Raw genomic sequence first — 24,006 nt, forward strand, 5'->3', positions numbered from 1 at the left:
CGCACCTGAATCGCTCATGGTGACGTTATCGCGCTTTATGATACGATGACGTTCTGAAATTTTCTTAAACGCTTACAGCGATTTTTAAACGGGTTTTAAACGGGGTTCCCCGTCTCGTATACAGTGAAGCCGGTAAATCCGGCTTTTATTTTCCCTTCCGCATACTGTCCGTACCCTTTTTCAACGGACAGCATCATGAGCAAACTGCTCCCGCAAATCGAACTTCTGGCTCTCTGTTTCGAACTGCCATCGGCTGACGATGACGCGCCGCTGCCTGAGTGGCTGCCGATGATACCGGCGGGCACGTTCGCCGGCCGCGATGGTCGCTCCTGGGTGAACAACCAGCCCGACGCGGTTATCAGTGCCACCCTGAGCTATCCAAAGCTTCCGTTTGATATGGAACACGCCACCGAGCTGAAAGGCCCAAAGGGCGAAGAAGCCCCTGCGTATGCCTGGCTTGACGACTATCGCGTCCGCGATGACGGCGTCATAGAAGCACACGTCGAATGGACGCCCGATGGTGAAGCACTGGTCCGTGGCAAGAAGTACCGCTATTACAGCCCTGCATTTGGTTATACCGCCGACGGTCAGGTGACCCGCATTTCCAGCGCGGGCCTGACCAACAAACCCAACCTTGATTTTCCTGCCCTTAACTCGGAGAACCACGAGATGACCGTACCTGTCCAGATTGTGACGGTGCTGGGACTCGCTGCTGCTGCGTCTGTCGATGACGCGGTAAAAGCCATCCAGCAAATTAAAGACCGCGAAACGGTGGCGCTGAACCGCGCTGAAAACCCGGACCTGTCGAAGTTCATTCCTGTCGAGACGCACCAGCTGGCGCTCAACCGTGCCGAGAGCGCGGAAGGCAAACTGAAAGTGCTGGACGATAAGGCTGCAGTTGCTCTGGTGGATGCCGCCATTGCCGACGGCAAGGTCGCCCCGGCCAATCGCGAGATGTACCTCGCCACCTGTCGCAGTGAGGCGGGTCGTGAACAGTTCGCGAGCTTCGTGAAGACTGCCCCGGTACTGGTCAGCGCAGACCCGACTAAGGGCAAGGACGACAAAGGCAACGTCACCCTGAATGAAGCCGAGATTGCCATGTGCCGTTCCATGGGGGTCACCCAGGAAGAGTTTCTCGCCGCCCGTAATAAAGAAGGAGCCCGTTAATGGCCGTCACGATTGATGCAAGCATTCTTAATGCCCTCAGCACGTCCCTGAGTGCTGCCTTTACACGTGGTGTGGGGCGTATCACTCCTCAGTTCCGCTCGGTAGCAACGGTGGTGCCGAGCAGCGGCGCATCCAACACCTATGGCTGGCTCGATGATTTCCCGGGAATTAAAGAATGGGTCTCCACCCGTCAGCTTCTGACGTTAAAAGAGATGGGTTACAGCATCACCAACAAGACCTGGGAAAGCTCCATCAAGGTCAAGCGTGAAAAAATCGAAGATGACCAGCTTGGTCAGTACTCGGTTATCGCTGAACAGTTTGGTCGCAGCGTCACCATGTTCCCTGATTCGCTGGTCTTTAAGCTGCTGTGCGACGGTTTCACCACGACCTGTTTCGACGGTCAGTATTTCTTTGACAGCGATCACCCTGTTGGTACAGGCACAGCCAGCAACGTTGTCGGCACGCCAGCGACAGATACCGGTGAATCCTGGTTCCTGGTGGATGCCACTCAGGCATTGCTGCCGATCATCTTCCAGGACCGCCGCCCGTTTGATTTCAAGGCGCTGGATGACCTGGACAATGAACATACGTTTACTAACAACGAATTTCTGTTCGGCACCGATGGTCGCTGCAACGTGGGCTATGGATTCTGGCAGACCGCAGTAGGCTCTAAAGCCGCCCTGACCACGGAGAACTATGAAGCAGCAGTCTCCGCAATGCTCAGCCTGACCAAGTCCAATGGTGAGCCACTGGGCGTATCTCCGACGTTGCTGGTTGTCGGTAAGGGTAACCGTGCTGCGGCGAAAAAACTGATTGAAGCCGTCAACAACGACGCTGGCGCATCCAACATCTACTACAAAGACGTGGATGTGCTGGTCTCCCCTTACGTGAAATAACACGTAATTACGTAACCCATTACGTCACTCGCGTTTAACCGGTCTTTAAGGCCGGTTAAACCGGACTCTAAGAGGATGGAATTGTGAGTGGAAAGAAAACAAAAGCAGCGGGTCAGCAAGTCACTGAAAACAGCTCTGGCAAGGCATCACCGACGGAAGTGGCATCGGTTGTTGTTACTGACAGTCCGGGACATGAGTCGCCAGTCGTCCTGTCAGGGCATTATCTTCCGGTGGGTTCACAACCCGTCAGCGTCCAGACAGGTGTAAGCGAGTCGGCAAAACCCCACGCACTTGTGCCTGACACCTATGATGTCGTAGCTCTTGAGGTTCGTGCCGTACGTGATACCGGCTTTTATCGCTGCGGACGCTTCTGGCCCCGTGAGCCAGTACATGTCTTTGCAAGCGATGACCCACTGGCGGATAACGCAGCCAACAATGCCCACTCTGGCATCCAGGCTGACTGCTTCATCAGCCATGAAGATGCTGCGCGTCTGAAGGCCGAGCCGATGCTGGTCGTGACAGTACTCGATGCAGTGGCGGAGCAACAATAATGGGCATTTACGTCACCCGGGACGACCTGCTGGCAGTGGACGGGTCTCTGGTCTGGAACATGGCCATTGACAAATCCACGCAGCAGCTGGACGAAGCGAAGATTGAAACGGCCATTGATGATGCTGACGCAGAGATTAATTCGTTTCTGGCGAAGCGTTTTCAGCTTCCGCTGAATATCGCCCCGATCCCGCGTCCACTTCATCGGGTGGCGGTGTCCATTGCGATTTACTGGCTGTCCGAACGCGACAGCCAGATTACCGACCTCATCCAGAAGCGCTACGACGAGGCCATCCGCACGCTGAAGGAGATAGCCAACGGAACACGTGACCTCGGCCTGCCGGTGGCTTCGCAACCCCCGGAAACCGACAGCGGCAAAATCATCATCGTGTCGGATAACGAACGTCTGTTTACCCGCAACAAGCTGCGTGGGGTGCTGTAATGGCGATTTCCGTTGAGGTCATGGGCGCTGAAAAGCTGGCGCAAATCCGCCTGGCCATCGAGAAACTCTCTGACAGCTCACTGCAGGCAGAGCTTCTGGAGAGCATCGGAGCGGTTGTGGAATCCCAGACCCGCCGGCGAATCAGTGATGAGAAGACCAGCCCGGCCGGTGAAAAATGGCAGGACTGGTCTGAGGATTACCGCAAAACCCGGCATGGCAATCAAAGTCTGCTGCAGGGCGACGGTGGTCTGATGGACAGCATCCAGTACATTGTCGAACGCGGCCGGGTTCGTGTTGGTTCACCGCTCGCCTACGCCGCCGTCCACCAGGATGGCTTTGCTGGCAGCGTTTCCGTCAGTGCTCATAAGCGCCTCATCACGCAGGCTTTTGGCCGTGCCCTGAAGCACGGCGTCTGGCAGTCCGTCGGCGCTCACAAACGACAGATGGATATGCCGCAGCGCGAGTATCTCGGGCTGTCATCTGAAAACTCTGAAGAACTGATGCACGTCATCGGTGACTTCTGGCAGGGAGTACTTCCATGAACCAGCGTCCCCCACTGCTGACGACAGGTAGCACCATTGCGGCCGCAGAAAACATTGTGGCCTGGCTTAAACCTGCATTGCTGGGCGATAACCCGGACCAGGTGAAACTCATTGAGCGCCACATCGGCCAGTTCAACACCCCGGCGGAGGTGAAAACTTACCTCACAGATCGTGATGGCTGCATTCGCATTGCGGCCCTGCGTATCCGCAACATCCGCCAGCGTGCCGGCGGCACGATCGGTGATGTGACCTGGGCGGCCTACATCATGGCCACCGATTCATGGGCGCATCCCCGCGATACCCGCTGCGAAGTCCTGGTCGGCAAGCTGGCCCGTCGTATCGCCTCCCGGGAGGCGTCATCCGGTATGAAAGCGGAGCGTGCCGCCAGCACCATCAGTGCTGACAATATCTACTCCCCTGGCCTCAACGAACTGGGGCTGACCATGTGGGCAGTGACATGGGAACAGGAGTTCCGGCTGGATGAAGAGATCGACATTAGCGCACTGCCGGACTTCCTGCGACTGGGGGCAACGCTCGCAGTGAATGGTGGCGCAACCAAAATTGACGGTGTGATTAACGTAAGGGAGCAGAACCCATGAACCACCTGATTAAACCTGCCCGTGAAGGCCTGCGGGTCCGTAAATCCAATGGCGAGCATCTGAAGCCTGAGGGTGAAAACCTGCCGATGAGTGCCTGGTGGCACCGTCGCCAGGCGGAAGGTGATGTGACCGTCACCGATATCGCTGAGCCGGTTACGGCTGAGACCCAGAAACGTAAAGCCGTGGAGAAATAACAATGGCACTTGGCAGCATTCCTGATGATATCCGCGTCCCGCTGGTATACATCGACATCGACAATTCACAGGCAATGAGCAGTGCGCCGGCGCAGTCCCGCAAAGTGATTGTTATTGGACATCAGGGCTCAGCCGGCACGGCAGCGGCACTGACCCAGCATCGCATCACCAGCGACGGCATGGCGGAAACGCTCTATGGAAAAGGCTCCCAGCTCGCTGAAATGCTGAAAATCCACCGCAAGGCAAACAGCTATACCGAGACCTGGGCTATGGGTGTTGCAGACCTGACAACCGGCGCGGCCGCAAAAGCCACAGTGGCAGTGGTCGGCACAGCGACGGCCGCCGGGACGGTGGCGCTGATGATTAATGGCGTATCGGTTCAGGTGGGTGTTGAGAAAGGCGATGATCGTGAACATGTCGCCACGGCCATTATCGATGCGGTAACAAAACTGGCCTCCACCCAGGTGACTGCAGCGCTCAAGGCCACCACGACGGACACGGTTGAGCTTACTGCCAACTGGAAAGGTGTCAGCGCCAACGGCATGGATGTACGCCTGAATTACTATACCGGCGAGCAGCTGCCTGCGGGGATTAATATCACCCTGACCGGCTTTGCCGGCGGAACGGGAACCCCGGATATCACGGCTGTCGTGGCAGCGCTCGGTGATGACTGGTACACCGATATTGAGTTTGCCTTTAACGACACCCAGAGCCTCGACAAAATACGCGATGAGCTGGTTGTGCGCTGGGGACCTCTGAAGATGATTGAGGCCCAGCTCTGGGCAGGCTATCGCGGAACGCACGCTGAGAGCGGTACGTTCGGTGATGCCCGTAATGACTGGCTGATTTCCTGCATGTCCACCAACCTGGCTCCACAGCCACACTGGCTCTGGGCTGCATCCTACGGTGGCATCGCATCCTACTATCTGGCCATCGACCCGGCCCGCCCGCTGCAGACGCTGGTTCTGCCAGGCATTCTCCCGCCGGCGAAAGAAGTTCGCTGGGATATGCAGGAGCGTAACCTGCTGCTGCATGACGGCATGGCCACCCACTTTGTTGACGCCGGCGGCAACGTCTGCATTGAGCGTGAAATCACCATGTTCCGGGTGAACCAGTATGGTGATCCGGATACGTCATACCTGGATGTGCAGTCGCCGGCAACGCTCGGACGCATCCGTTACATCATCAAAAACCGCTTCTCCAGTCGCTATCCCCGCCACAAACTCGCCGGTGATGACGTGCTGGAGCTGCTCGACCCGGGTCAGCCAGTAATGACACCGAAGATTGCCCGCGCCGAATTGCTGGATATCGCGCTGACCGAACTGGTGCCGGCAGGTCTGGTGGAAGACTTCGACGACTATAAAGAAACACTCGACGTCGATATCGACGGCAGCGATGCCAACCGCCTGAACTTCGTGGCACATCCTAACCTGGTCAATCAGCTCCGTGTGCTGGCCGGCCTTATTCAGTTTAAACAGTAAGGAAGAATTATGGCGACAATCCTTGGGATGGCATCCATCCGAATTAACGGGCGTGAGATTAAGACAGAAGGTAAATCCACCCTCAATCCTGGTGGTTTTGCCCGTACCCAGCATATGGGCGGCGGTAAGGTCTGGGGCCTTTCCCGCAAGATGGCGGCCCCTTCCATCAAGCTGACTATTGCCGCTGCAGATGACATGGACGTGATTGAAATCAGTGGCTGGGAAGAGGTAACGGTCATGTTCGAAGGTGATAATGGCCTCAATTATATGATGACCGGCTCAGCCACTGACAATCCGGCAGAACTGGACGAAGATGCCGGCACCATCAGTGCCAACTTCATTGGCACCAAACTGGTGAAGGTGTAAGCCATGGCACAGATGAGCGTCAAACTGAAGTATGGTTTTGTCACAGGTAAAGGCACAGAAGACGAGGCACGCCACACCAGTGTTACCTTCCGTGAACTGACGTCAGAAGATGTCATTAATTCCCAGTTGGCAGCTGAGCGTGTGGTTATCGGTGAAAATGGCAAGGCCGTCGCTTACTGCTCTGAGGTGCTTATGGGACTTGAGATGCTGCGCCGTCAGATTCTGAGTGTTGGCACGATTCCTGGGCCGCTGTCTGTCAAACAACTGTATTCCTTCCATCCTGAGGATCTGGAGTTACTCACAGAAAAAGCGGGTGCAATGGATGACTTACTGGCGGAGACCGGCAAGCGGGGGCGACCTGATGCCGCTGGCGACGGCGCTCAGTAGTCTCATCGTCAATCTTTCACAGCGCTTTGATATTAACCACCTCCAGCAGTTGCCCTTGCGGCAACTGCTTCGTCTGACAGACCAACTGAGGAAGCAACATGGCAAGCCGCCTCACCACTGAAATCCTCATTAACCTGGCCGGGAACCTGACGGCCAAGGCCCGCCAGTACGGTGCCAATATGTCCGAGTTCGCCCGCCGCAATGAACGGGCCATGTCCGTCGTTAAGGCCACCACCGCCGCTGCAGGACGTGGCCTTGATGCGCTGGGTAATCGCTATACAGGCATGATTGCCGGTTTTGCGGGCGGAGCCATGCTGCGTGAATTTGCCCAGACAGATCGTCGCATCACGCGCATGGGCCTTGCAGCAGAAAAAACGCGTGCCGAAATGGCGCAAATTTTTAGCGGTATTCAGGATTCGGCTATCAAATTCCGGGTTGATGATAGCGAGGTCACCAGTGCTGTTGAAAAAATTGGTACTGTCACCGGTGATATTGATTTTGGTGTCAAGAATAAAGACAACCTTGCTGCTTCAATAGCAGCCTCAGGTGGCACTGGGGAGTCCATTGGGGGGTTGTTCGCTCAATTTCCAAAATTTCAGGTGACGAGTGAAAAACAAACACTTGAGGCGATGGACACCCTGAATAAACTGGGAAAGGAAGGTGCATTTGAGTTAAAAGATATCGCTGAAAAAGGGGTTCGCGCATTTTCAATGTATTCTGCTGCGGGCGGTAAAGGTGTAAAGGGTATTAAGGATGTCGGTGTTGCAATGGAATCTGCAATTGATGCCACCGGCGATCGTGATACGGCTGCCACTGCTGTTGAAAATCTTATCCGTGATTTGCAAGCACCGAAAGTTGTTAAGGAGTTGGGGCGTAATGGTATTAACGTCTTCGGTAATGATGGGAAAATGCGCTCACTTCCTCAATTAATGGAGGAAGTAGCTAAGCGTTCTGGTAATAAAGGAGCCAAAGAACAAAATAAACGTCTGGTCGAAGCCGGTTTTAATCAGGACAGTATTCTTTTACTAAGTAGTGTGACAACTGGTAAAGGTGCTGAAAATCTTAAGCGATATAACGGCGTTGTAGCTGATGGTTCAGGTATTTTATCTGATGCCAAATATGCTGCTCAGGATTTCACGTCCGCCATGACCAGCCTGAATGTGACTTGGAAAAAATTCACCAACAGTAATCTGGCAAAGCCCGTGCAGGAACTGGCTGATGCTTTGAATTCTGTTGACCAGGAAACAGTCCAGCGCAGGCTGGAAATTGGCAAAAATATCACTATTGCAGTTGGCGGTATTATTGCGGCACGCAAAGCCTTTCAGTTAGGGAAAGGTGCCTTGGATATACTTGGCGTTGGTAAAGGCAAAGGTATACCAAAAGGTGTTTCTGATGTATTTGGTTCAGGAGTTATGCCTGTATATGTTGTGAATATGGGCAAAGGAGGCATTGGAGGGCCTGGGGATTTTATCCCGAATGAACCTGGATATGATCCTAAAAATCAAAAACCTCGTGGTCGATTTGGTAATGCATTCTCTGCTATCGGAACAACATTATTAATGTCGTCAATTCCGTATCTTGATGAAGAACCTAATATTTCTGACAATGATAAAGCTGGAATGATTAAATGGGCCCAGGATAGAGCAAAAGGTCCATCTGTCTGGGATAAAGTTCTTGGCTGGTTTTCGTCTGCAGGTAATGATCCACAAATCACCGATCCACGACCATGGGCAAGCCTGCAGCCACAGAATCAATCTCCGACTTATCCTGCGTTTACTTTGCAGCCTCTGAAGGGGGAAATTCGTGTGGTGGTCGAAGGTGAAGCCCGCGTGAAGAGCGTCAAAATGGACCGCCCCGGCATCACGCTCAGTGCACAATCTGGTGTCTCTAACGTGGAGCAAAACTGATGGTTAAAGGTGAATGGGAATCTCTGCTTGAGGCATCATTCCGAAATGTAGCCTTCTATCTCGTTGATAATGAGGGCACCAGCGGGCGTAGGGCAATCCCCCGAGCATACCCCAAAAAAGAAGTCGGCTGGACCGAGGACAACGGTGCCGTGCTCACCCAGCAACAGATTAATGGCAAGCTACTCGGGAAGAACTTTCAAAAGCAATTAGAAGCCCTTTTAAACGCCCTGAACACCCCCGGGCCCGGAGAGCTTGTACACCCATGGTTTGGGATTGAGAAAGTCCAGGTAGGTAAGGTTTCGCACCGCCTGAGCACTGAAGAAGGTGGCATTGCCTTTATTTCTTTCGAAGTATTTGAAGCGGGCGAACGCCTGTTCCCGGCTCCCAGAGAGAATACCAGCCTGACTTCCCTCAGTGCAGCCGATGCCGTGAAAGAGGCGCTGGCCAATGGTGATTACTTTGCCGCTCTCGACGGGCTGGGTGACATGACCGACACCCTTCTCGATGACATGCAGGGTCTGGTAATGAACCTGCCGACGATCCCCTCAGGGCTGACTGACTGGGTGGACCGTGCGAGTCGTTTCAAGGACCTCGCGGGTGTCATCATCGCAAAACCCGGTGAGCTGGTTCGTCAGTTCACCAGTCTGGCCAGCAGTATCCGGGATATCGTGAGTGAGCCGCCATGGTCACTACGGGTTTATGATCAGCTCAAAAGCAAATGGGACGGAGAGCGTGCGGCTGAGGCTGCGACTAAAAACCTGCCGGGCGACATGACTGTCATCAGCAGTTCCCCTTCAAACGGAATCCAGGGTATTGCCAGCAGTGTGCCGGCAACGGTCATTGCACCATCCCCCGCATTGCAGGCTAACATCACCGACTTTCGTCAGATGGTGATCGTCACGTCGGTAGTAGCTCAGGCTGAAGCGGTGGCCACAATGGACTTTGCCACATCAACAGAAGCAACAGAAGCAGGTGACAAACTGGCGCAGCAGCTAGCTGAGCAGGCTGTGACAGCCGTTGAGAACGGACAGCGTGAACTGTGGCGTACTTTGCGCGATCTACGTTTTGCTGTAGTGAATGATGTGCGGGTTCGTGGTGCGCAGCTGCCTGACATTCGCCAGTTACACACCACTGTGACAACGACAGCCGCATTACTGGCATGGCGAGAAACTGGCGATACAGAGACCCGCGAAGCAATCGTCTCTCGTAACCGGCTGCGTGACCCGTCCTTCATTCTGCCATCTACCCCCATTGAGGTTATTGAGTAATGGATAATTCGCAGAAACCGGAAGCGGTGGTGCTTACCGTAGCCGGTCAGCAGTGGGATGGCTGGACGGACATGTCGGTTACCAGTTCGCTGGACGCTATAGCCGGTGAGTTTGATCTGACCATCACCACACAGTGGTCTGAAGCGGCCCCGCGAACCATCAAGGAAGGCTTACCCTGCTCCGTGACCATTGGCGCTGATAAGGTGCTAAACGGCTACATCGACGATTTTATTCCGAGCTATGATGCCGAAAACGTCTCCATCAGGGTGATGGGACGTGACAAGACCGGTGACCTGGTGGACAGCTCGGTAGTGCATAAATCCGGGCAGTGGAAAGGTGTTCGCATCGAGCAGCTGGCGGCTGAAATTGCGAAGCCCTATGGCATCACCGTCATCAACGAGACTGACACTGGCGAGGCCTTCCCGAGCGTGGTGCTGGAACAGGGTGAAACGGGATTTGAGCTGCTCGACAGGCTGGCTAAGCAGCGTGGTGTGCTGCTCACATCGAATGCCGACGGTAATCTGGTTATCACTCGTGCGTCGAAAAAACGCGCCTCCGTGGCGCTGGTCCTCGGTGAGAACATCCTCGCCGCTCGTGGGCGCTTCAGCTGGCGGGAGCGTGCCAGCCAGTACATCGTCAAAGGCTCATCGAGCGCCGGCGGTGCAGCATGGGATGACCAGCCTGCAAAGGTCATCGGCGGCCGTCAGGTCAGCATCGACGACGATGAAATTAACCGCTACCGTCCGAAGATACTGGTGAATGAAGACAGTCTGACGGTAGGCGGTGCCAGCACGCGTGGTGACTGGTATAAAGCCCGCATGATGGGTGAAGCCAATACCACCGAAATCACCGTCGCCGGCTGGCGCGAGAACGGCGATACTGGGCCGCTCTGGAAGACCAATCTTCTGACTGATATTCGTGACCCGATTCAAAACCTCGACACCACCTGGCTAATCAAGTCAGTGACGCTTACCGAGGGAGATGGTGGTCGCATTACAGTGCTTGCCCTGGTGCCACCGGAGTCACTCGACCTTCCTCAGACGCAGGCTAAATCCAGCGGCAAGAAGGCAAAAAAAGCAAAGGTGACCGCAACATGGGACTGAATCCGGCAAACTTCAGCCGCACGCTGAATCAGATTGGCCGACGTCTGCGACTACTCGTTGACCGCGCCGTCGTGCGTATTGTCACTGATAGCCTGGGTCGCCAGAACCTGCAGGTACAGTCGCTGGCTGATGCCATAAATGACGATGTAGAACGTTTTCAGCAGTACGGATTTACCTCTGTCCCACCTGCTGGCAGCGAGGCAATTATTCTTGCCGTTGGTGGCAGACGTGAGAGTCTGGTGGCGATTGCGGTTGAAGATAAACGCTGTCGTCCAAAAGGGCTGGCACCCGGGGACGTCTGTCTTTATCATCAGGACGGCCAGTCAATGGTTATTCTGAAGAAAGACGGAATAATCGATATAAGAGGGAAAACGGTAAATTACACCGCCGACGATTTATTTGAGATTAATAGCGCTCAACTTAAATTCGTCGGTCCTTCTGAGTTCACCGAGGATATTACTGTTAAAGGTAAACCCTTCCTCAAACATATTCATAAGGATGGCGACAATGCTGATACAACTGCGCCCCTATGACTATCGGACTGAGCTGGCAAAATCTCTTATCTCGCGGTGATATCACCATTAAACATGACGGCCTGTCGCTCGACGACGGGCTTGTCACCTTAGTCCTTATCTGTCTTTTCACCGATGCCCGTGCTGATGTCGATGACGAACTTCCTGACGGTTCAGGCGACCCTCGCGGCTGGCCCGGTGACACCTTCAGTGATTCCCCGTGGGGTTCAAAGCTCTGGCTACTTGAGCGCGAGAAGCTGACCGAGTCAGTTCGTCTGCGCGTTGAGGATTATGCCCGTCTGTCCATGCAACCACTGCTTCGTGCGGGTTATGTTCGCACTGCAGACGTCTCGGCTACGATCGCGGCCGCTGACCGCATTAACTTTACGGTGGCCCTGACGCGCCCTGACAAATCCCTGCTTACCATCCAACTGAGCCGTCGCTGGGAGGCCACCGCCAATGCCGTATAATGTACCGACATTACGCAAGATTATCGCCGACGGTGAAAGGGATATTGAGATTGAACTTAATATTCCTTTATTGCCGCCTGTGGGTGTCGAAAAAGCCATTAATGTTTCGGTCAGTAGTCAGGTGCGCGATTTATATGACCACCAGAGCTGGATTGCCGACCAGATAATTCCGTCACCGAAATCAGACGACCAGACCATTATTGATACGGCGGCATCCGAAGGGGTTATTCGCAAACAGCCGACATTTGCCACCGGTCCGGTCACCTTCACCAGCACGGCTGCGCTGCCGGTTGATACCGAAATGCAGACTGCAGGTGGTATCGTTTACCACGTTGTCAGTTCATCCCAGCCAGCGGCCGGGGCTGTCACCGTACAGGTGCAGGCGGATGAAGCCGGTGTTGCCGACAATCTGCCTGCCGGTGAGGTGCTGACGCTGCTGTCGCCACTCGCGGGAACGGACAGTAACGGTATTGTGGCCAGCGCCGGTATTACGGGCGGGGCAGATATCGAACCCATTGACGAGCTGCTGGACCGCCTGCTGTTTCGAAAGCGTAACCCACCCGTGGGCGGTGCTGTCCATGACTACGTTCTTTGGGCGCGTGAGCTGCCCGGAGTTAGTCGCGCCTGGGCCTTTGATGTATGGCACGGTTCCGGCACAGTTGGCCTTGCGTGGGTTTATGACGATCGCGCCATCATCACGCCGACTGCTGCCGACAGAACGGCTATGGAGACGTACCTTTTCCGCCACGCTGACCCGGCCACAGGGAACTATGTTGGTAAGCCCGGTGGTACTGAGGTCTGGCCGGTGGTGCTGACGCTGAAACCAGTGGCCATGTCCATAAAAATTACACCGGACAACGACTCATCACGAAGTGCTGTTCAGGTCAGCCTGGCGGCTTTGCAGAAAACCCTGTCTCCCGGTCAGAAGCTGCAGGTTTCCTCCCTGCGCACGGCAATAGGATCATCTGCCGGCGTCACAGACTACACGCTGTCGGTCACGGCTGATGTACCGGCTACAACCGAAGAGCTTATTACGATTGGGGCGATTACATGGCTCACAGCGTAGACGACTGGCTCCATGCCCTGCAGCAGGTCTTACCCCGTGGCAAAGCCTGGCCGCGTGAGATAAGCGCGGATTTAACCAAATTTGTACGGGCATTAGCACGGCGTTTAAGCCAGGCAGAGGCATCGGGTGATGCACTGCTGTCTGAGATGCGCCCTGAAACCACCTTTTTGCTTCTTCCTGACTGGGAGGCCTATCTCGGCCTGCCAGAATGCGAACTGCCAAACGGCACCGTCGAAGACCGCCGCGCGGCCGTTGTGGAGAAGTACCACCGCAAGGGAGGCCTGGCCCCATGGCAGATTGAGGATGTGGCGAAGGCGCTGGGGTTTACAGTAACGGTACGGGTGGTTCTCCCGCATCACTGTATGCGTGACTGCATGTACCCCCTGTATCCCGCGCGTTATCGCTGGCTGCTGCAGGTGGATGTCCGGGATATGCAGGGCGGCAGATTCACCTGTATGGATAACGTCATGACACCACTGTTGACTGACCGTGCCCGTAACCTTGAATGCGTGCTGTCGAAATACCGGCTGGCAGGCACTAACTATGAATACTTTTATTAAGGGGTCCGACAATGTTTCATGTCGATAATAATTCAGCCGTTCCGGTGATGCCCGCAGTAAAGCCTGTGGTCAGTGCTGTGACGTCCTTCTTTACCGAAGGCGGGAACGGCGTTCCTCCAACTTATCCGGGGCCTGACTGGTTCAATATTATCCAGAGTGAACTGTTGGCCGTTCTGGCCGCTGCGGGTATCACCCCGGACAAAGCCAACAATGTGCAGCTCCTTGCGGCGATGAGAGCGCTCTTCCTCGATACATCTCAGAACGGCGCTGATATTCAGGACAAAGCACTCTTTCTCCAAAATCTTGGTTTGTCTTCATTCGCTGATAAAGCTGCGGAAACCAAGCAGACATTTTCTTACACAGTTCAGGCAAAATATGGTTATGAAGTATTAAGCGCCGCAGGAGAGATTGTTGCAGCGCTTTATGCTGATAACCGTTCGGCGTATTTGCACTCGGTGTCAGGAAAACCGGTAACCATCCCAGATAAAGCTGGCACGATGGCTCTTGTTGATGACCTCAAGGCGGGCCTGCCTCCAATCGGAATCCCCTTTTTCTGGCCGCAGGCTGCGATGCCAAATACGGTTGTGGATGAGTGGAGCCAGATGGTGTTTTTGAAAATGAACGACACCACGTTTTCAGCTACGCAATATCCGATCCTCGCCAAAGTGTGGCCCGGTCTGAAATTAACTGACTCCCGTGGTGAGTTCATTCGTATAAACGATGATGGACGCGGTATAGACGCAGGGAGAGCGCTACTGTCCGCGCAGGGTGATGCGATACGTAATATCACAGGCGGTCTGGGGTTTGTTCCGATGGTCGGGAATGTAGATGCATATGGTGCGTTTACAGTCGGAGGATCGCAAAATATTGTAAATCTGGGCGTTGACGGAAACCCTACTACGATTGCGCAATACATGTATTTTGAGGCCGCAAAATCGGGCGTACCTGTAGCGGCAGAAAACAGACCGCGCAATATCACATTTAACCTGGTCGTGAGGGCGAAATAATGATCCCAGTTTTTGATGAAAATGGACTGGCAACTGAGTCGGGTGAAATTCGTTGTTTTTATTACACCGCTGATACCGGGGAGTATATGGGCTGGTCTGACGAATTTATCAACGTCGGCGTCAGTCTGCCTGGTAATTCCACCACGTTGGACCCAGGAGATTGTGCTGTTGGTCAGGTTTCAGTGTTCGTGAATGGGGCGTGGTCCCGACAGGAGGACAATCGCGGCACTCTCGTGTATTCAACACTAGACGGAGGCGAGCTAACGGTAGATTACATTGGAAAAATTAAAGACGGATTCGTTGCCGTTGCGCCAGCTACTCAGTTTGACAGTTGGAATGGCTCGGCGTGGGTTACTGACGAAGTAGCACAGCACGCAGCGAGGGTGTTAGCGACAGAGAATAAACGGCAGTCACTGATAACGGCGGCGCATCAATCCGTCAGTCTGCTGCAACTGAAGCTGCAAGCTGGGCGTAAATTGTCAGATGCTGAAACAGCAAGGCTCAACGAAACGCTGGACTATATCGAGGACCTGGAAGCCGTTGATGACGAAAATCCTGTATGGCCAGAGAAGACAGAATAGGAACCTTTGGTAGAACGCCGATTTAAGCCCTGTTCACCAGGGCTTTTTTACGCCATTAAAGTGTGTTTATTTTTCTCCGTCGCCGGGGTTATTTGAGAAAAAGTCGAATTTGTTAACCTGGTTTTATCTCAACGACAGAGGTAAGACTGATGATTATTGGATATGCACGCGTAAGCTCAAACCACCAGGACACAGAGATGCAGATGCTCGCCCTGCAGGCGGCTGGCTGCGAACAGATTTTCGAAGAGAAGGCCAGCGGCCGTAATACAAAGCGCCGCATCCTGCGGCAGGTGGTGGCGATGTTGCAACCTGGTGATGAGCTTGTTCTCTGGAAGCTCGACCGCATTGGCCGCGACGTTCTGCATGCACTGGTCACGTTTCAGGAGCTGCATTCCCGCAACGTCAACATCCGATCCATCACTGACGGCGTGGACCTAAAGTCAGCATCGGGACGCTACAACTTTCGCAATATTCTTTCTGCTGCTCAGTATGAGTCCGATCTGAACAGTGAGCGTACTCTTGCAGGTTTGGCCGTGGCTAGGTCTAAGGGGCGTTACGGTGGCCGTAGGCCTAAATTTATGGATGAGCACTGGGCTCAGTTCGGTGCGGCCATCAAATCGGGTATGACGCACAGGGAGGTGTCGCAAAGATTTGGTGTAGGAATGTCCACGCTGTATAAAAAATTTCCCGGAAGCAGCAATTCAACGCCGACCATGTGATCCTCTGCTCGCTGGCCGCCAGTTTAAGGCGGCTTTAAAACCGCTTAAAATCAGTATCAAATGATTTTATTTTTGCGCGAACGCGCGGTATCAAATGATTTTCAAATCAGTATCAAATGATTTCGCGCGCTATAAGTAGCTGTTGATTTCCCCGCGCGCCAGCATATCCAATTGTTCGAGATCATTATTCAGATCTTCCGGCCAGGTTAATTGCTGGAAGGTTAGCGAACGTAGCTCATCCTGGCTGTAGCCCAGAAACTGGCACAACGCTTTATTCGCCTGGAGCCATTGCCCCTCGGTCCCCACCAGCGCCATACCAATCGCGGAATATTCCATGGCATTGCGAAAGCGCGATTCGCTTTCAGAGATATGTTTGCGTTCGGCCCGAAACGCGTACATCACCATCGTCATCATATTGGCCGGCAGCAGGATCATCAAAAACGGCAGCCAAGGCAGGCTGGTCGTCAAGTTGGGTTTTGGGATGTAGAGCAGCGAAGGGTCTGCGGCCAACATCATCGAGACCATCATTACGGTGCTGAGGAAAATTAAAAATGCCTCCATTCGCGGCAGACGAACAGCGCTCCACATCAACAGGACGATAACGCAGGTAAAAGGCCATGGAAGATACTTCATGGACAGCCAACTGAGCGTCAAGGTCACCAGAAGTGTGATGACGGTTTCAAGCAGTAACCGTGGGTCGCGGTGGCGGAGCAGATAATGGGGCTTAAACAGCAAACCTAACGGCACCAGCGCCAGCGCGCCGATGGACTCTGACAGCACCCAAATAAGAAAGGTATTTAACGAGGTTTCCTTTGGCAGCAATAACCACAGTAGCAAGCCGCCCAACACGGGAGGAACCACGGCGCTGCCAAAAGCCAGGCGCGCCCAGTCGTTGAGATTTTGTAAGGGGTTGTACCAGGGCAGCAGTTTACGCAATAGCATTGCGCCAACGACAGCCTCAATAATGTTGATAGCCGTATAGGTGAAGCTAAGCGATTCACCGGGGAAGAAGAGTAAGGACGCGCCGATATTACCAAATGAACAAGCCAGCGCAATTCCCGGCCACATCTTTCCCGCATGACGGTAAAAAGCCACCATCATGATTGACGTTGGGAACCAAAGCGGCGCCAGCTGCGCGCCGAAACGTGACAGTTCCAGCGAGAATAGCGTAAAAATAAAAGCCACCAGACCTAAACTGGCCATGCGCAGTAGAGGATGAGGTAAGGTAACTAAAACATGTTGGGATTGTTTACTCATTACCACTCTACCCAAATAGCCGATGTCGTCCGGGAGATATGCCGGATACATCTTGTTTAATCTGCGATTATGCTAGTACAAATAATTTACAATTTATACGCCAGCTGCGCATAAATTAACACTCTCAAGCTATTAATTCCTAAGGCTGATAGATAAATTTAGCACCTGCTTTAAAACTGATCATTTTAATTTGCGACAAGGAAAGCATTGGCGCAGGCTGGACTGGCATCGCGCCGCTGAAATCCCTATAATTGCCGCGTTTGGCGTTTCGACGCCGCCCTTCCTTAACATCCAGGTTAATCAGGTCGCTAAATTTATGACTGATCAGTCCCATCAGTGCGTCATTATCGGCATCGCCGGCGCATCGGCTTCCGGCAAGAGTCTTATTGCCAGCACGCTTTACCGCGAATTACGTGAACAAGTCGGTGACGAACATATTGGCGTTATTCCCGAAGACAGCTATTACAAAGATCAAAGCCATCTGTCGATGGAAGAACGTGTAAAAACCAACTACGACCATCCGAACGCGATGGATCACAGCCTGCTGTTTCAACATCTGCAGACGCTTAAACGCGGAAGTGCCATTGAACTACCTGTTTACAGTTATGTTGAGCATACACGCACGCAAGACACTATTCATATCGAACCCAAGAAAGTGATCATCCTGGAAGGCATTCTGCTGCTGACAGACGCGCGTTTGCGTGACGAGATGAACTTCTCTATTTTTGTTGATACGCCGCTGGATATATGCCTGATGCGCCGTATTAAACGGGATGTGAACGAGCGTGGCCGTTCCATGGATTCGGTGATGGCGCAATACCAAAAAACCGTACGTCCAATGTTCCTGCAATTTATTGAGCCTTCAAAACAATACGCCGACATCATCGTGCCGCGCGGGGGTAAAAACCGCATCGCCATCGATATTCTGAAGGCTAAAATCAGTCAGTTCTTTGAATAAGTTCAGCGAATTGTGTACCGTTCAGTGATAACCTGGCTCACCCTTAACGCGCCTGGCATTAAGGGGTTGAAGCACGAAAGGAGAAAGTGCCATGCGTTTATGTGACCGAGATATTGAAGCCTGGTTGGATGAAGGTCGCCTGTCGATCACTCCACGCCCTCCTGTCGAGCGAATCAATGGCGCCACGGTAGATGTGCGTCTTGGTAACAAATTCCGTACGTTCCGCGGTCATACGGCGGCGTATATCGATTTGAGTGGACCGAAAGATGAAGTCAGCGCTGCGCTGGATCGCGTGATGAGCGATGAAATCGTCCTTAAGGACGGCGAGGCATTTTTCCTGCATCCGGGGGAGCTTGCGCTGGCGGTGACGTTCGAATCCGTGACGTTGCCTTCCGATCTCGTCGGTTGGTTAGATGGTCGTTCTTCATTAGCGCGTCTGGGACTGATGGTACACGTTACCGCACACCGTATCGATCCGGGCTGGTCAGGGTGCATCGTACTGGAATTCTACAACTCCGGAAAATTACCGCTGGCCCTGCGCCCTGGCATGCCAATTGGCGCGTTGAGTTTCGAACCGCTTTCCGGTCCGGCTGCGCGACCTTACAATCGTCGTCAGGATGCAAAGTATCGCGATCAGCAGGGCGCCGTTGCCAGCCGGATCGATAAAGACTGAATGTTTTCAGTCCATTGGGGATAGCATGAGACGATTTCTGACAACGCTGATGATCCTTCTGGTCGTGCTGGTGGCCGGTTTTTCTGCGTTAGTACTGTTGGTGAATCCGAATGATTTCCGCGCGTATATGGTCAAGCAGGTTGCTGTGCGTAGCGGATATCAGCTGCAGTTGGATGGTCCTCTGCGTTGGCACGTATGGCCTCAGTTGAGCATCCTCTCGGGGCGCATGGCGTTGACGGCTGAAGGTGCCAGCGAACCCCTGATTCGTGCCGACAATATGCGCCTCGACGTCGCGTTGTGGCCGTTGTTGAGTCATCAGCTCAGTGTGAAGCAGGTGATGCTCAAGGGAGCGGTGATTCAACTGACCCCGCAAACTGAGGCGGTGCGTGGACAAGATGCGCCCGTTGCCCCCAAAGACAATACGTTGCCCGATCTGGCGGAAGACAAAGGATGGTCGTTTGATATCGCCCGTCTGCGCGTCGCCGACAGCGTTCTGGTATTCCAGCATGAAGACGACGAGCAGGTAACGGTTCGCGATATTCGTCTGGAGATGGAACAGGATAGCCAGCACCGCGGTACGTTTGATTTCTCCGGGCGTGTGAACCGCGATCAGCGTGACCTTGTGCTATCGTTTAACGGCACCGTCGATGCTTCCGACTACCCGCATAATTTGTCCGCTAATATTGAGCAGTTAAGCTGGCAGCTACAGGGGGCCGATCTTCCGTCGCAGGGCATTAAAGGTGAGGGACAGCTTCAGGCGCAGTGGCTGGAAGAGAAAAAACAGCTCGCGTTTAGCCAGATTCATTTAACCGCTAACGACAGCTCTCTCGCCGGGCAAGCCCAGGTGTCGCTGTTAGATAAACCAGAATGGCTCGTCGACCTGAAATTTGGTCAGCTCAATCTGGACAATCTGATTGTGCAACGCGATGCCGTGGCGGCGACAAACGGTGAGGTTCAGCAAGGGCAGAGTCAGTCGACGCTGGCGCGCCCCGTCATTGCTTCGCAGGTTGATGCCGTCTCTTACCAGGGACTCAAGGGATTTTCGGCAGACATCACGTTACAGGCTGACAAAGTATTGTGGCGTAAAATGGCGTTTGAGAATGTCTCGGCAAAAATAAATAACCAGTTCGGCTTAATGAATATCGCACAGCTGGAAGGCAAAAGTAACGGTGGACGTGTTTCGCTTCCCGGTACGTTGGACGCCAGAAAAGATGCGCCGCGCGCAGTCTTTCATCCGCGGCTGGAAGGCGTAGAAATAGGCGCTATCCTCAAAGCCTTCAATTACCCCATCGCGCTGACCGGCAAGCTGTCACTGGCGGGAGATTTTTCCGGCTCAGATATTGACGCCCAGGCGTTTCGCCATAGTTGGCAAGGCCAGGCTCATGTCGAAATGAGCGATACGCGAATGGAAGGGATGAACTTCCAGCAGATGATACAACAAGCCGTAGAACGCAGCGGCGGTGATGTGAAATCACAGCAAAATCTGGATAACGTCACCCGTCTGGATCGCTTTGTCACCGATATGACGCTGGATAACGGCGAGGTTACGCTGGATAACATGGCCGGTGAGTCGGCGATGCTTGCGCTGACTGGCAAGGGGACGTTAGACCTGGTGAAGCAGAATTGCGACACGCTGTTTAACATTCGCGTGCTGGGCGGTTGGGATGGCGAAAGCAAGCTGATTAAGTTCCTGAAAGCCACGCCGGTTCCTCTCAGGGTCTATGGCCAGTGGCAGGCGCTGAACTATAACTTGCAGGTCGATCAGTTGCTGCGCAAGCATCTGCAGGATGAAGCGAAACGTCGTCTGAACGATTGGGCCGATCGCAATAAAGACTCCCGCAACGGTAAAGATGTTAAAAAGTTGCTGGATAAACTCTGATTCACATTGCCGGATGGCAGCTAATGCGCCATCCGGCGGGTGATTTACACCTCGTAATCCATCTCTTCTTCACCGTGTAGCGGTATCAACTGGACTTTTTGCACGCGATGGTTTTCCACCTGCAGAGTTTTTAGTCGGTAGTCGCCAACCTGAACTTCCTCTCCGGTTTTTGGAATACGCTGTAAATATTCCATCAAAAGCCCGGCAATGGTGTGATATTCACGTTTTTCATCTAACGGAATAGGGACGTACTGCACCAGATCTTCCAGCGGCATGTGACCGTTAGCTGTCCACGAACCATCGGCATTTTTCTGGATATCATGGCGGGCATCAATCTCCTCTACCTCATTTGGCAGATTACCGGCGATGGTTTCCATTACGTCACTGAGCGTTACGATCCCTTCGACAGAACCAAATTCATCTGCAATAAAAGCGAAGTGCGTGCGGGCATTACGGAACTGCTCCAGCGCCGGAAGCAGCGGCAGGGTTTCCGGGAACACCAGCGGCTGACGAATCAGGACGCGTAAGTCGAGCGCCTCGCCGCGCAGAGACTGCTGCAGCAGATCGATGACATGCACTACGCCCAGCAGCTCTTCCTCCTCGTCTTCTCCGGTAACAACCAGGCGCGTATGCTGATTTTTTTCCAGTAAAGCGCGGATTTCTGCTTCGGGTGCGTTGAGATCGACGTGTTCAATGTCGTGGCGTGAGGTCATGATGCTGCTGACGGTACGCTGATTAAGATTCAGTACGCGCTCAATCATCCGCCGTTCCTGGGGCGCAAAAATCTGACCCTCCTGGTGATCCGCCAGCATAGCAGCGGTTTCGGCATCCAGTTCGGCATCTTCTTTTTGACCGCTCAGCAGCCTCATCACCGCCTCCGCAGTGCGCTGACGCAAGGTATGGTTGGCTGACAGGAAGCGACGACGGTTAAAGATTGCCAACTGGTTCAAGGCTTCGATCATAACCGAGAAGCCGATAGCGGCGTACAGGTAACCTTTCGGGATATGGAAACCGAACCCTTCGGCGACCAGGCTGAAACCAATCATCAGCAGGAAGCTTAGGCACAGAATAACGATGGTTGGGTGGCTGTTGACAAAGCGAGTCAACGACTTACTGGCGAGCATCATCAGGCTGATGGCGATAATCACCGCCGCCATCATCACCGCCAGGTGATCGACCATCCCGACGGCGGTAATGACGGAATCCAGAGAGAAGATGGCGTCAAGCACCACAATTTGCGCGACCACTCCCCAGAACTTAGCGCCTTTACGCTGGGTGGGATTGTCGCTGTCTTTGCCTTCCAGCCGTTCGTTTAGCTCCATTGTGGCTTTAAACAACAGGAAGAAACCGCCAAACAGCATAATCAGATCGCGCGCACTGAAACTGAGGCCGCGAATGCTGAACAGTGGCGTTGTCAGCGTCACCAGCCAGGATATTGATGCCAGTAGCAGCAGTCGCATGACCATCGCCAGCAGGAGCCCGGTAATACGCGCCTTATCCCGCTGGGCAGGAGGGAGTTTCTCCGCGAGGATGGCAATAAAAACAAGATTATCAATGCCAAGAACAAGTTCGATCACGATTAGCGTGACGAGTCCGGCCCAGATTGACGGATCGGCAATCCATTCCATAGTAAATGCTATACCCATAGTTGTATGACAATTGTCACAATTCGATCATGGGTAAAACTGGCGGAAAATGCAATGCCGGAAAGGGATTTCTCTGGCGGTTATATCAGGATGCCAGCGGGATAATAGCCGTAATGTAACTACAGGAAATAAACTTCTTTAGCCAATTATATTTAGGAAATATCGCAGGTGGCGTATTTATTTAGTCATGCTGTCAATATCGATAAAATCCTAAAAACATATAAATTCCACGCTTAATATTAATCTTAAAAGCAAGTGAACGGAGGCTTGTTATCTTGCCTGCTATTCACTTAGCTGCAACAATTCTTGCGGTAATAATCAAAAGATAATATTTCCTCATTAACCGGTGGCGTTATTCCCGATGCGTTGCTGTTCTGAATATGATGAAAATAAAGGAGAAGATAAAAATTTAAATTAATCAGTGCATTGGTAGCTAATGAAGCCAGGGGCGGTAGCGTGTCTGGTCACCTGAAAACAAGCCTAAATTATTCTGTCAAGAGACCGCAGATGAATCCATTATTTTTAGGACTGATGCCAGTTAAATTCCTTTTCAATTAACGGCAAGGTAAATGTGTACAGGCGAAGCCGCTATTTAGAACGCACGTGATAATTACTCTGCCAAAGTGATAAATAATCAATGATGAACTCCAAACTTAAATTGATACCAGTCCTGGTATCGGTAATCTTGATAAACGGTTGTACCGTGCTTCCGGGCAGCAATATGTCTACGATGGGCAAAGATGTGATTAAACAGCAGGACGCTGATTTTGATATCAATCGGATGGTGAATGTTTATCCACTGACCCCGCGACTGGTCGAGCAATTACGTCCTCGTCCGAATGTTGCGCAGCCTAACATGTCGCTGGAGCAGGAGATTGCAGGATATCAGTATCGGGTCGGTCCAGGCGATGTCCTGAATGTGACCGTCTGGGATCATCCTGAACTCACGACCCCGGCCGGGCAGTATCGTAGCTCAAGCGATACCGGCAACTGGGTGCAACCTGATGGCACCATGTTTTACCCCTACATTGGCAAAGTCAGCGTGGTGGGAAAAACGTTGGCAGAAATTCGTAGTGATATTACCGGGCGCTTAGCGAAATACATTGCTGACCCGCAGGTGGACGTTAATATCGCCGCTTTCCGCTCGCAGAAGGCTTATGTCTCCGGGCAGGTGAATAAATCTGGCCAGCAGGCCATCACCAACGTACCGCTTACCATTCTTGATGCCATTAACGCCGCAGGCGGTCTTACCGAGGCGGCTGACTGGCGCAATGTTGTACTGACTCACAAAGGTCAGGAGCAACGAATTTCACTGCAAGCGCTGATGCAAAATGGCGACCTGAGCCAGAACCGTCTGCTCTATCCTGGCGACATTCTGTTTGTTCCGCGTAATGACGATCTGAAAGTCTTCGTGATGGGGGAAGTGAAGAAGCAGAGCACCCTCAAAATGGACTTCAGCGGTATGACGCTCACTGAAGCGCTTGGCAATGCAGAAGGTATCGATCTGACCACCTCCAACGCCAGCGGCATTTTCGTTATTCGTCCGTTGAAAGGCGAAAGCGGGCACAACGGCAAGATCGCCAATATCTATCAGCTTGATATGTCCGATGCGACTTCGCTGGTGATGGCGACGTCATTCCGACTCCAGCCTTACGATGTGGTGTATGTCACGACCGCGCCTGTTGCCCGCTGGAACCGTTTGATCAATCAGTTGCTGCCGACCATTAGCGGTGTTCGCTATATGACGGACACGGCCAGCGACCTTCACAACTGGTAA

At 53.2% G+C, this 24,006-nt stretch carries 26 protein-coding genes and 1 pseudogene; 24 read left to right on the forward strand and 3 right to left on the reverse strand.

All coding sequences use genetic code 11. The features are described 5' to 3' along the window. Positions 1-123: 123 nt before the first annotated feature. The 20 genes from AC534G_RS09210 (at position 124) to AC534G_RS09305 (ending at position 15,816) form a co-directional block, all read left to right on the forward strand. On the forward strand, positions 124-1,167 hold the full coding sequence (locus tag AC534G_RS09210; protein ID WP_376741751.1) for a phage protease: 1,044 nt from the start codon (positions 124-126) through the stop codon (positions 1,165-1,167). Beyond that, positions 1,167-2,063: a Mu-like prophage major head subunit gpT family protein gene (locus AC534G_RS09215; RefSeq protein ID WP_191604197.1), complete on the forward strand. Its 897-nt coding sequence runs from the start codon at positions 1,167-1,169 to the stop codon at positions 2,061-2,063. The genes AC534G_RS09210 and AC534G_RS09215 overlap by 1 nt, the downstream gene beginning before the upstream one ends. Positions 2,064-2,146: 83 nt before the next feature. Further along, positions 2,147-2,614 carry a hypothetical protein gene (locus AC534G_RS09220; protein WP_181638954.1) on the forward strand — a complete coding sequence of 156 codons (468 nt, stop codon included), beginning with the start codon at positions 2,147-2,149 and terminating at the stop codon, positions 2,612-2,614. Then, the gene (locus AC534G_RS09225; RefSeq protein ID WP_046275161.1) at positions 2,614-3,054 is read left to right on the forward strand and encodes a gp436 family protein; all 441 of its coding nucleotides are present in this window, start codon (positions 2,614-2,616) and stop codon (positions 3,052-3,054) included. Before AC534G_RS09220 ends, AC534G_RS09225 begins: the two co-directional genes overlap by 1 nt. Further along, positions 3,054-3,596 (forward strand): phage virion morphogenesis protein, encoded by a 543-nt coding sequence (locus tag AC534G_RS09230; protein ID WP_046275162.1) that lies wholly within the window; start codon positions 3,054-3,056, stop codon positions 3,594-3,596. The genes AC534G_RS09225 and AC534G_RS09230 overlap by 1 nt, the downstream gene beginning before the upstream one ends. Continuing rightward, on the forward strand, positions 3,593-4,195 hold the full coding sequence (locus tag AC534G_RS09235) for a hypothetical protein (RefSeq protein WP_496594445.1): 603 nt from the start codon (positions 3,593-3,595) through the stop codon (positions 4,193-4,195). Before AC534G_RS09230 ends, AC534G_RS09235 begins: the two co-directional genes overlap by 4 nt. Then, positions 4,192-4,389 carry a DUF2635 domain-containing protein gene (locus tag AC534G_RS09240; RefSeq protein ID WP_046275164.1) on the forward strand — a complete coding sequence of 66 codons (198 nt, stop codon included), beginning with the start codon at positions 4,192-4,194 and terminating at the stop codon, positions 4,387-4,389. Before AC534G_RS09235 ends, AC534G_RS09240 begins: the two co-directional genes overlap by 4 nt. Before the next feature lie 2 nt (positions 4,390-4,391). Next, complete coding sequence (locus AC534G_RS09245; RefSeq protein ID WP_200019055.1) at positions 4,392-5,870, forward strand: phage tail sheath subtilisin-like domain-containing protein; 1,479 nt, start codon at positions 4,392-4,394, stop codon at positions 5,868-5,870. A 9-nt stretch (positions 5,871-5,879) separates the two neighbouring features. Then, the gene (locus tag AC534G_RS09250; protein WP_046275166.1) at positions 5,880-6,236 is read left to right on the forward strand and encodes a phage tail tube protein; all 357 of its coding nucleotides are present in this window, start codon (positions 5,880-5,882) and stop codon (positions 6,234-6,236) included. Between the two features lie 3 nt (positions 6,237-6,239). Further along, positions 6,240-6,623, forward strand: a complete 384-nt coding sequence (locus AC534G_RS09255; RefSeq protein ID WP_046275167.1) for a phage tail assembly protein — start codon at positions 6,240-6,242, stop codon at positions 6,621-6,623. A gap of 98 nt (positions 6,624-6,721) precedes the next feature. Next, on the forward strand, positions 6,722-8,530 hold the full coding sequence (locus AC534G_RS09260; protein ID WP_496594444.1) for a phage tail tape measure protein: 1,809 nt from the start codon (positions 6,722-6,724) through the stop codon (positions 8,528-8,530). Then, entirely contained in the window at positions 8,530-9,798 is a 1,269-nt protein-coding gene (locus AC534G_RS09265; RefSeq protein ID WP_496594443.1) for a DNA circularization protein, read from the forward strand. Before AC534G_RS09260 ends, AC534G_RS09265 begins: the two co-directional genes overlap by 1 nt. Beyond that, the gene (locus AC534G_RS09270) at positions 9,798-10,901 is read left to right on the forward strand and encodes a phage baseplate assembly protein (RefSeq protein WP_164562410.1); all 1,104 of its coding nucleotides are present in this window, start codon (positions 9,798-9,800) and stop codon (positions 10,899-10,901) included. Before AC534G_RS09265 ends, AC534G_RS09270 begins: the two co-directional genes overlap by 1 nt. Next, positions 10,892-11,434, forward strand: a complete 543-nt coding sequence (locus AC534G_RS09275) for a phage baseplate assembly protein V (RefSeq protein WP_164562411.1) — start codon at positions 10,892-10,894, stop codon at positions 11,432-11,434. The genes AC534G_RS09270 and AC534G_RS09275 overlap by 10 nt, the downstream gene beginning before the upstream one ends. Beyond that, positions 11,431-11,883 (forward strand): phage GP46 family protein, encoded by a 453-nt coding sequence (locus AC534G_RS09280; protein ID WP_164562412.1) that lies wholly within the window; start codon positions 11,431-11,433, stop codon positions 11,881-11,883. Before AC534G_RS09275 ends, AC534G_RS09280 begins: the two co-directional genes overlap by 4 nt. Then, complete coding sequence (locus AC534G_RS09285; protein WP_164562413.1) at positions 11,873-12,949, forward strand: baseplate J/gp47 family protein; 1,077 nt, start codon at positions 11,873-11,875, stop codon at positions 12,947-12,949. Before AC534G_RS09280 ends, AC534G_RS09285 begins: the two co-directional genes overlap by 11 nt. After that, the gene (locus AC534G_RS09290; protein WP_164562414.1) at positions 12,934-13,509 is read left to right on the forward strand and encodes a YmfQ family protein; all 576 of its coding nucleotides are present in this window, start codon (positions 12,934-12,936) and stop codon (positions 13,507-13,509) included. Before AC534G_RS09285 ends, AC534G_RS09290 begins: the two co-directional genes overlap by 16 nt. An 11-nt stretch (positions 13,510-13,520) precedes the next feature. Continuing rightward, positions 13,521-14,516: a hypothetical protein gene (locus AC534G_RS09295; RefSeq protein WP_496594442.1), complete on the forward strand. Its 996-nt coding sequence runs from the start codon at positions 13,521-13,523 to the stop codon at positions 14,514-14,516. Next, the gene (locus AC534G_RS09300) at positions 14,516-15,097 is read left to right on the forward strand and encodes a tail fiber assembly protein (RefSeq protein ID WP_496594441.1); all 582 of its coding nucleotides are present in this window, start codon (positions 14,516-14,518) and stop codon (positions 15,095-15,097) included. The genes AC534G_RS09295 and AC534G_RS09300 overlap by 1 nt, the downstream gene beginning before the upstream one ends. A gap of 149 nt (positions 15,098-15,246) precedes the next feature. Beyond that, the gene (locus AC534G_RS09305; protein ID WP_164562416.1) at positions 15,247-15,816 is read left to right on the forward strand and encodes a recombinase family protein; all 570 of its coding nucleotides are present in this window, start codon (positions 15,247-15,249) and stop codon (positions 15,814-15,816) included. Positions 15,817-15,951: 135 nt separating this feature from the next. On the opposite strand, the pseudogene AC534G_RS09310 reads toward AC534G_RS09305, so the two are convergent. Next, a pseudogene (locus tag AC534G_RS09310) lies at positions 15,952-17,073 on the reverse strand (MASE1 domain-containing protein); the annotation flags it as partial. A gap of 139 nt (positions 17,074-17,212) precedes the next feature. Continuing rightward, on the reverse strand, positions 17,213-17,407 hold the full coding sequence (locus tag AC534G_RS09315) for a hypothetical protein (protein ID WP_038641809.1): 195 nt from the start codon (positions 17,405-17,407) through the stop codon (positions 17,213-17,215). Between AC534G_RS09315 and udk the strand changes: the two genes are divergently transcribed. From udk to asmA, 3 genes are all read left to right on the forward strand, one after another. Next, positions 17,390-18,031: a uridine kinase gene (gene udk, locus AC534G_RS09320; protein WP_003036776.1), complete on the forward strand. Its 642-nt coding sequence runs from the start codon at positions 17,390-17,392 to the stop codon at positions 18,029-18,031. The genes AC534G_RS09315 and udk overlap by 18 nt on opposite strands. A gap of 91 nt (positions 18,032-18,122) precedes the next feature. Further along, positions 18,123-18,704, forward strand: coding sequence for a dCTP deaminase (gene dcd / locus AC534G_RS09325; RefSeq protein WP_003834269.1), 582 nt, complete (start codon positions 18,123-18,125; stop codon positions 18,702-18,704). A 25-nt stretch (positions 18,705-18,729) separates the two neighbouring features. After that, positions 18,730-20,583, forward strand: coding sequence for an outer membrane assembly protein AsmA (asmA, locus tag AC534G_RS09330; protein ID WP_110497472.1), 1,854 nt, complete (start codon positions 18,730-18,732; stop codon positions 20,581-20,583). Positions 20,584-20,627: 44 nt separating this feature from the next. Here the strand turns inward: asmA and AC534G_RS09335 are convergent, their stop codons facing one another. Next, positions 20,628-22,211 carry a TerC family protein gene (locus tag AC534G_RS09335; RefSeq protein WP_069323487.1) on the reverse strand — a complete coding sequence of 528 codons (1,584 nt, stop codon included), beginning with the start codon at positions 22,209-22,211 and terminating at the stop codon, positions 20,628-20,630. A gap of 655 nt (positions 22,212-22,866) precedes the next feature. Between AC534G_RS09335 and AC534G_RS09340 the strand changes: the two genes are divergently transcribed. Continuing rightward, the gene (locus tag AC534G_RS09340) at positions 22,867-24,006 is read left to right on the forward strand and encodes a polysaccharide export protein (protein ID WP_038641800.1); all 1,140 of its coding nucleotides are present in this window, start codon (positions 22,867-22,869) and stop codon (positions 24,004-24,006) included.

The organism is Citrobacter sp. CRE-46, assembly GCF_059615875.1.

Bases quoted from the DNA above. Each gene is read 5' to 3' on its own strand.
- AC534G_RS09215 (WP_191604197.1), top strand. From the start codon at position 1,167: ATGGCCGTCACGATTGATGCAAGCATTCTTAATGCCCTCAGCACGTCC.
- AC534G_RS09225 (WP_046275161.1), top strand. From the start codon at position 2,614: ATGGGCATTTACGTCACCCGGGACGACCTGCTGGCAGTGGACGGGTCT.
- AC534G_RS09230 (WP_046275162.1), top strand. From the start codon at position 3,054: ATGGCGATTTCCGTTGAGGTCATGGGCGCTGAAAAGCTGGCGCAAATC.
- AC534G_RS09235 (WP_496594445.1), top strand. From the start codon at position 3,593: ATGAACCAGCGTCCCCCACTGCTGACGACAGGTAGCACCATTGCGGCC.
- AC534G_RS09240 (WP_046275164.1), top strand. From the start codon at position 4,192: ATGAACCACCTGATTAAACCTGCCCGTGAAGGCCTGCGGGTCCGTAAA.
- AC534G_RS09245 (WP_200019055.1), top strand. From the start codon at position 4,392: ATGGCACTTGGCAGCATTCCTGATGATATCCGCGTCCCGCTGGTATAC.
- AC534G_RS09250 (WP_046275166.1), top strand. From the start codon at position 5,880: ATGGCGACAATCCTTGGGATGGCATCCATCCGAATTAACGGGCGTGAG.
- AC534G_RS09255 (WP_046275167.1), top strand. From the start codon at position 6,240: ATGGCACAGATGAGCGTCAAACTGAAGTATGGTTTTGTCACAGGTAAA.
- AC534G_RS09260 (WP_496594444.1), top strand. From the start codon at position 6,722: ATGGCAAGCCGCCTCACCACTGAAATCCTCATTAACCTGGCCGGGAAC.
- AC534G_RS09265 (WP_496594443.1), top strand. From the start codon at position 8,530: ATGGTTAAAGGTGAATGGGAATCTCTGCTTGAGGCATCATTCCGAAAT.
- AC534G_RS09270 (WP_164562410.1), top strand. From the start codon at position 9,798: ATGGATAATTCGCAGAAACCGGAAGCGGTGGTGCTTACCGTAGCCGGT.
- AC534G_RS09275 (WP_164562411.1), top strand. From the start codon at position 10,892: ATGGGACTGAATCCGGCAAACTTCAGCCGCACGCTGAATCAGATTGGC.
- AC534G_RS09280 (WP_164562412.1), top strand. From the start codon at position 11,431: ATGACTATCGGACTGAGCTGGCAAAATCTCTTATCTCGCGGTGATATC.
- AC534G_RS09285 (WP_164562413.1), top strand. From the start codon at position 11,873: ATGCCGTATAATGTACCGACATTACGCAAGATTATCGCCGACGGTGAA.
- AC534G_RS09290 (WP_164562414.1), top strand. From the start codon at position 12,934: ATGGCTCACAGCGTAGACGACTGGCTCCATGCCCTGCAGCAGGTCTTA.
- AC534G_RS09295 (WP_496594442.1), top strand. From the start codon at position 13,521: ATGTTTCATGTCGATAATAATTCAGCCGTTCCGGTGATGCCCGCAGTA.
- AC534G_RS09300 (WP_496594441.1), top strand. From the start codon at position 14,516: ATGATCCCAGTTTTTGATGAAAATGGACTGGCAACTGAGTCGGGTGAA.
- AC534G_RS09305 (WP_164562416.1), top strand. From the start codon at position 15,247: ATGATTATTGGATATGCACGCGTAAGCTCAAACCACCAGGACACAGAG.
- udk (WP_003036776.1), top strand. From the start codon at position 17,390: ATGACTGATCAGTCCCATCAGTGCGTCATTATCGGCATCGCCGGCGCA.
- AC534G_RS09315 (WP_038641809.1), bottom strand. From the start codon at position 17,407: ATGGGACTGATCAGTCATAAATTTAGCGACCTGATTAACCTGGATGTT.
- dcd (WP_003834269.1), top strand. From the start codon at position 18,123: ATGCGTTTATGTGACCGAGATATTGAAGCCTGGTTGGATGAAGGTCGC.
- asmA (WP_110497472.1), top strand. From the start codon at position 18,730: ATGAGACGATTTCTGACAACGCTGATGATCCTTCTGGTCGTGCTGGTG.
- AC534G_RS09335 (WP_069323487.1), bottom strand. From the start codon at position 22,211: ATGGAATGGATTGCCGATCCGTCAATCTGGGCCGGACTCGTCACGCTA.
- AC534G_RS09340 (WP_038641800.1), top strand. From the start codon at position 22,867: ATGATGAACTCCAAACTTAAATTGATACCAGTCCTGGTATCGGTAATC.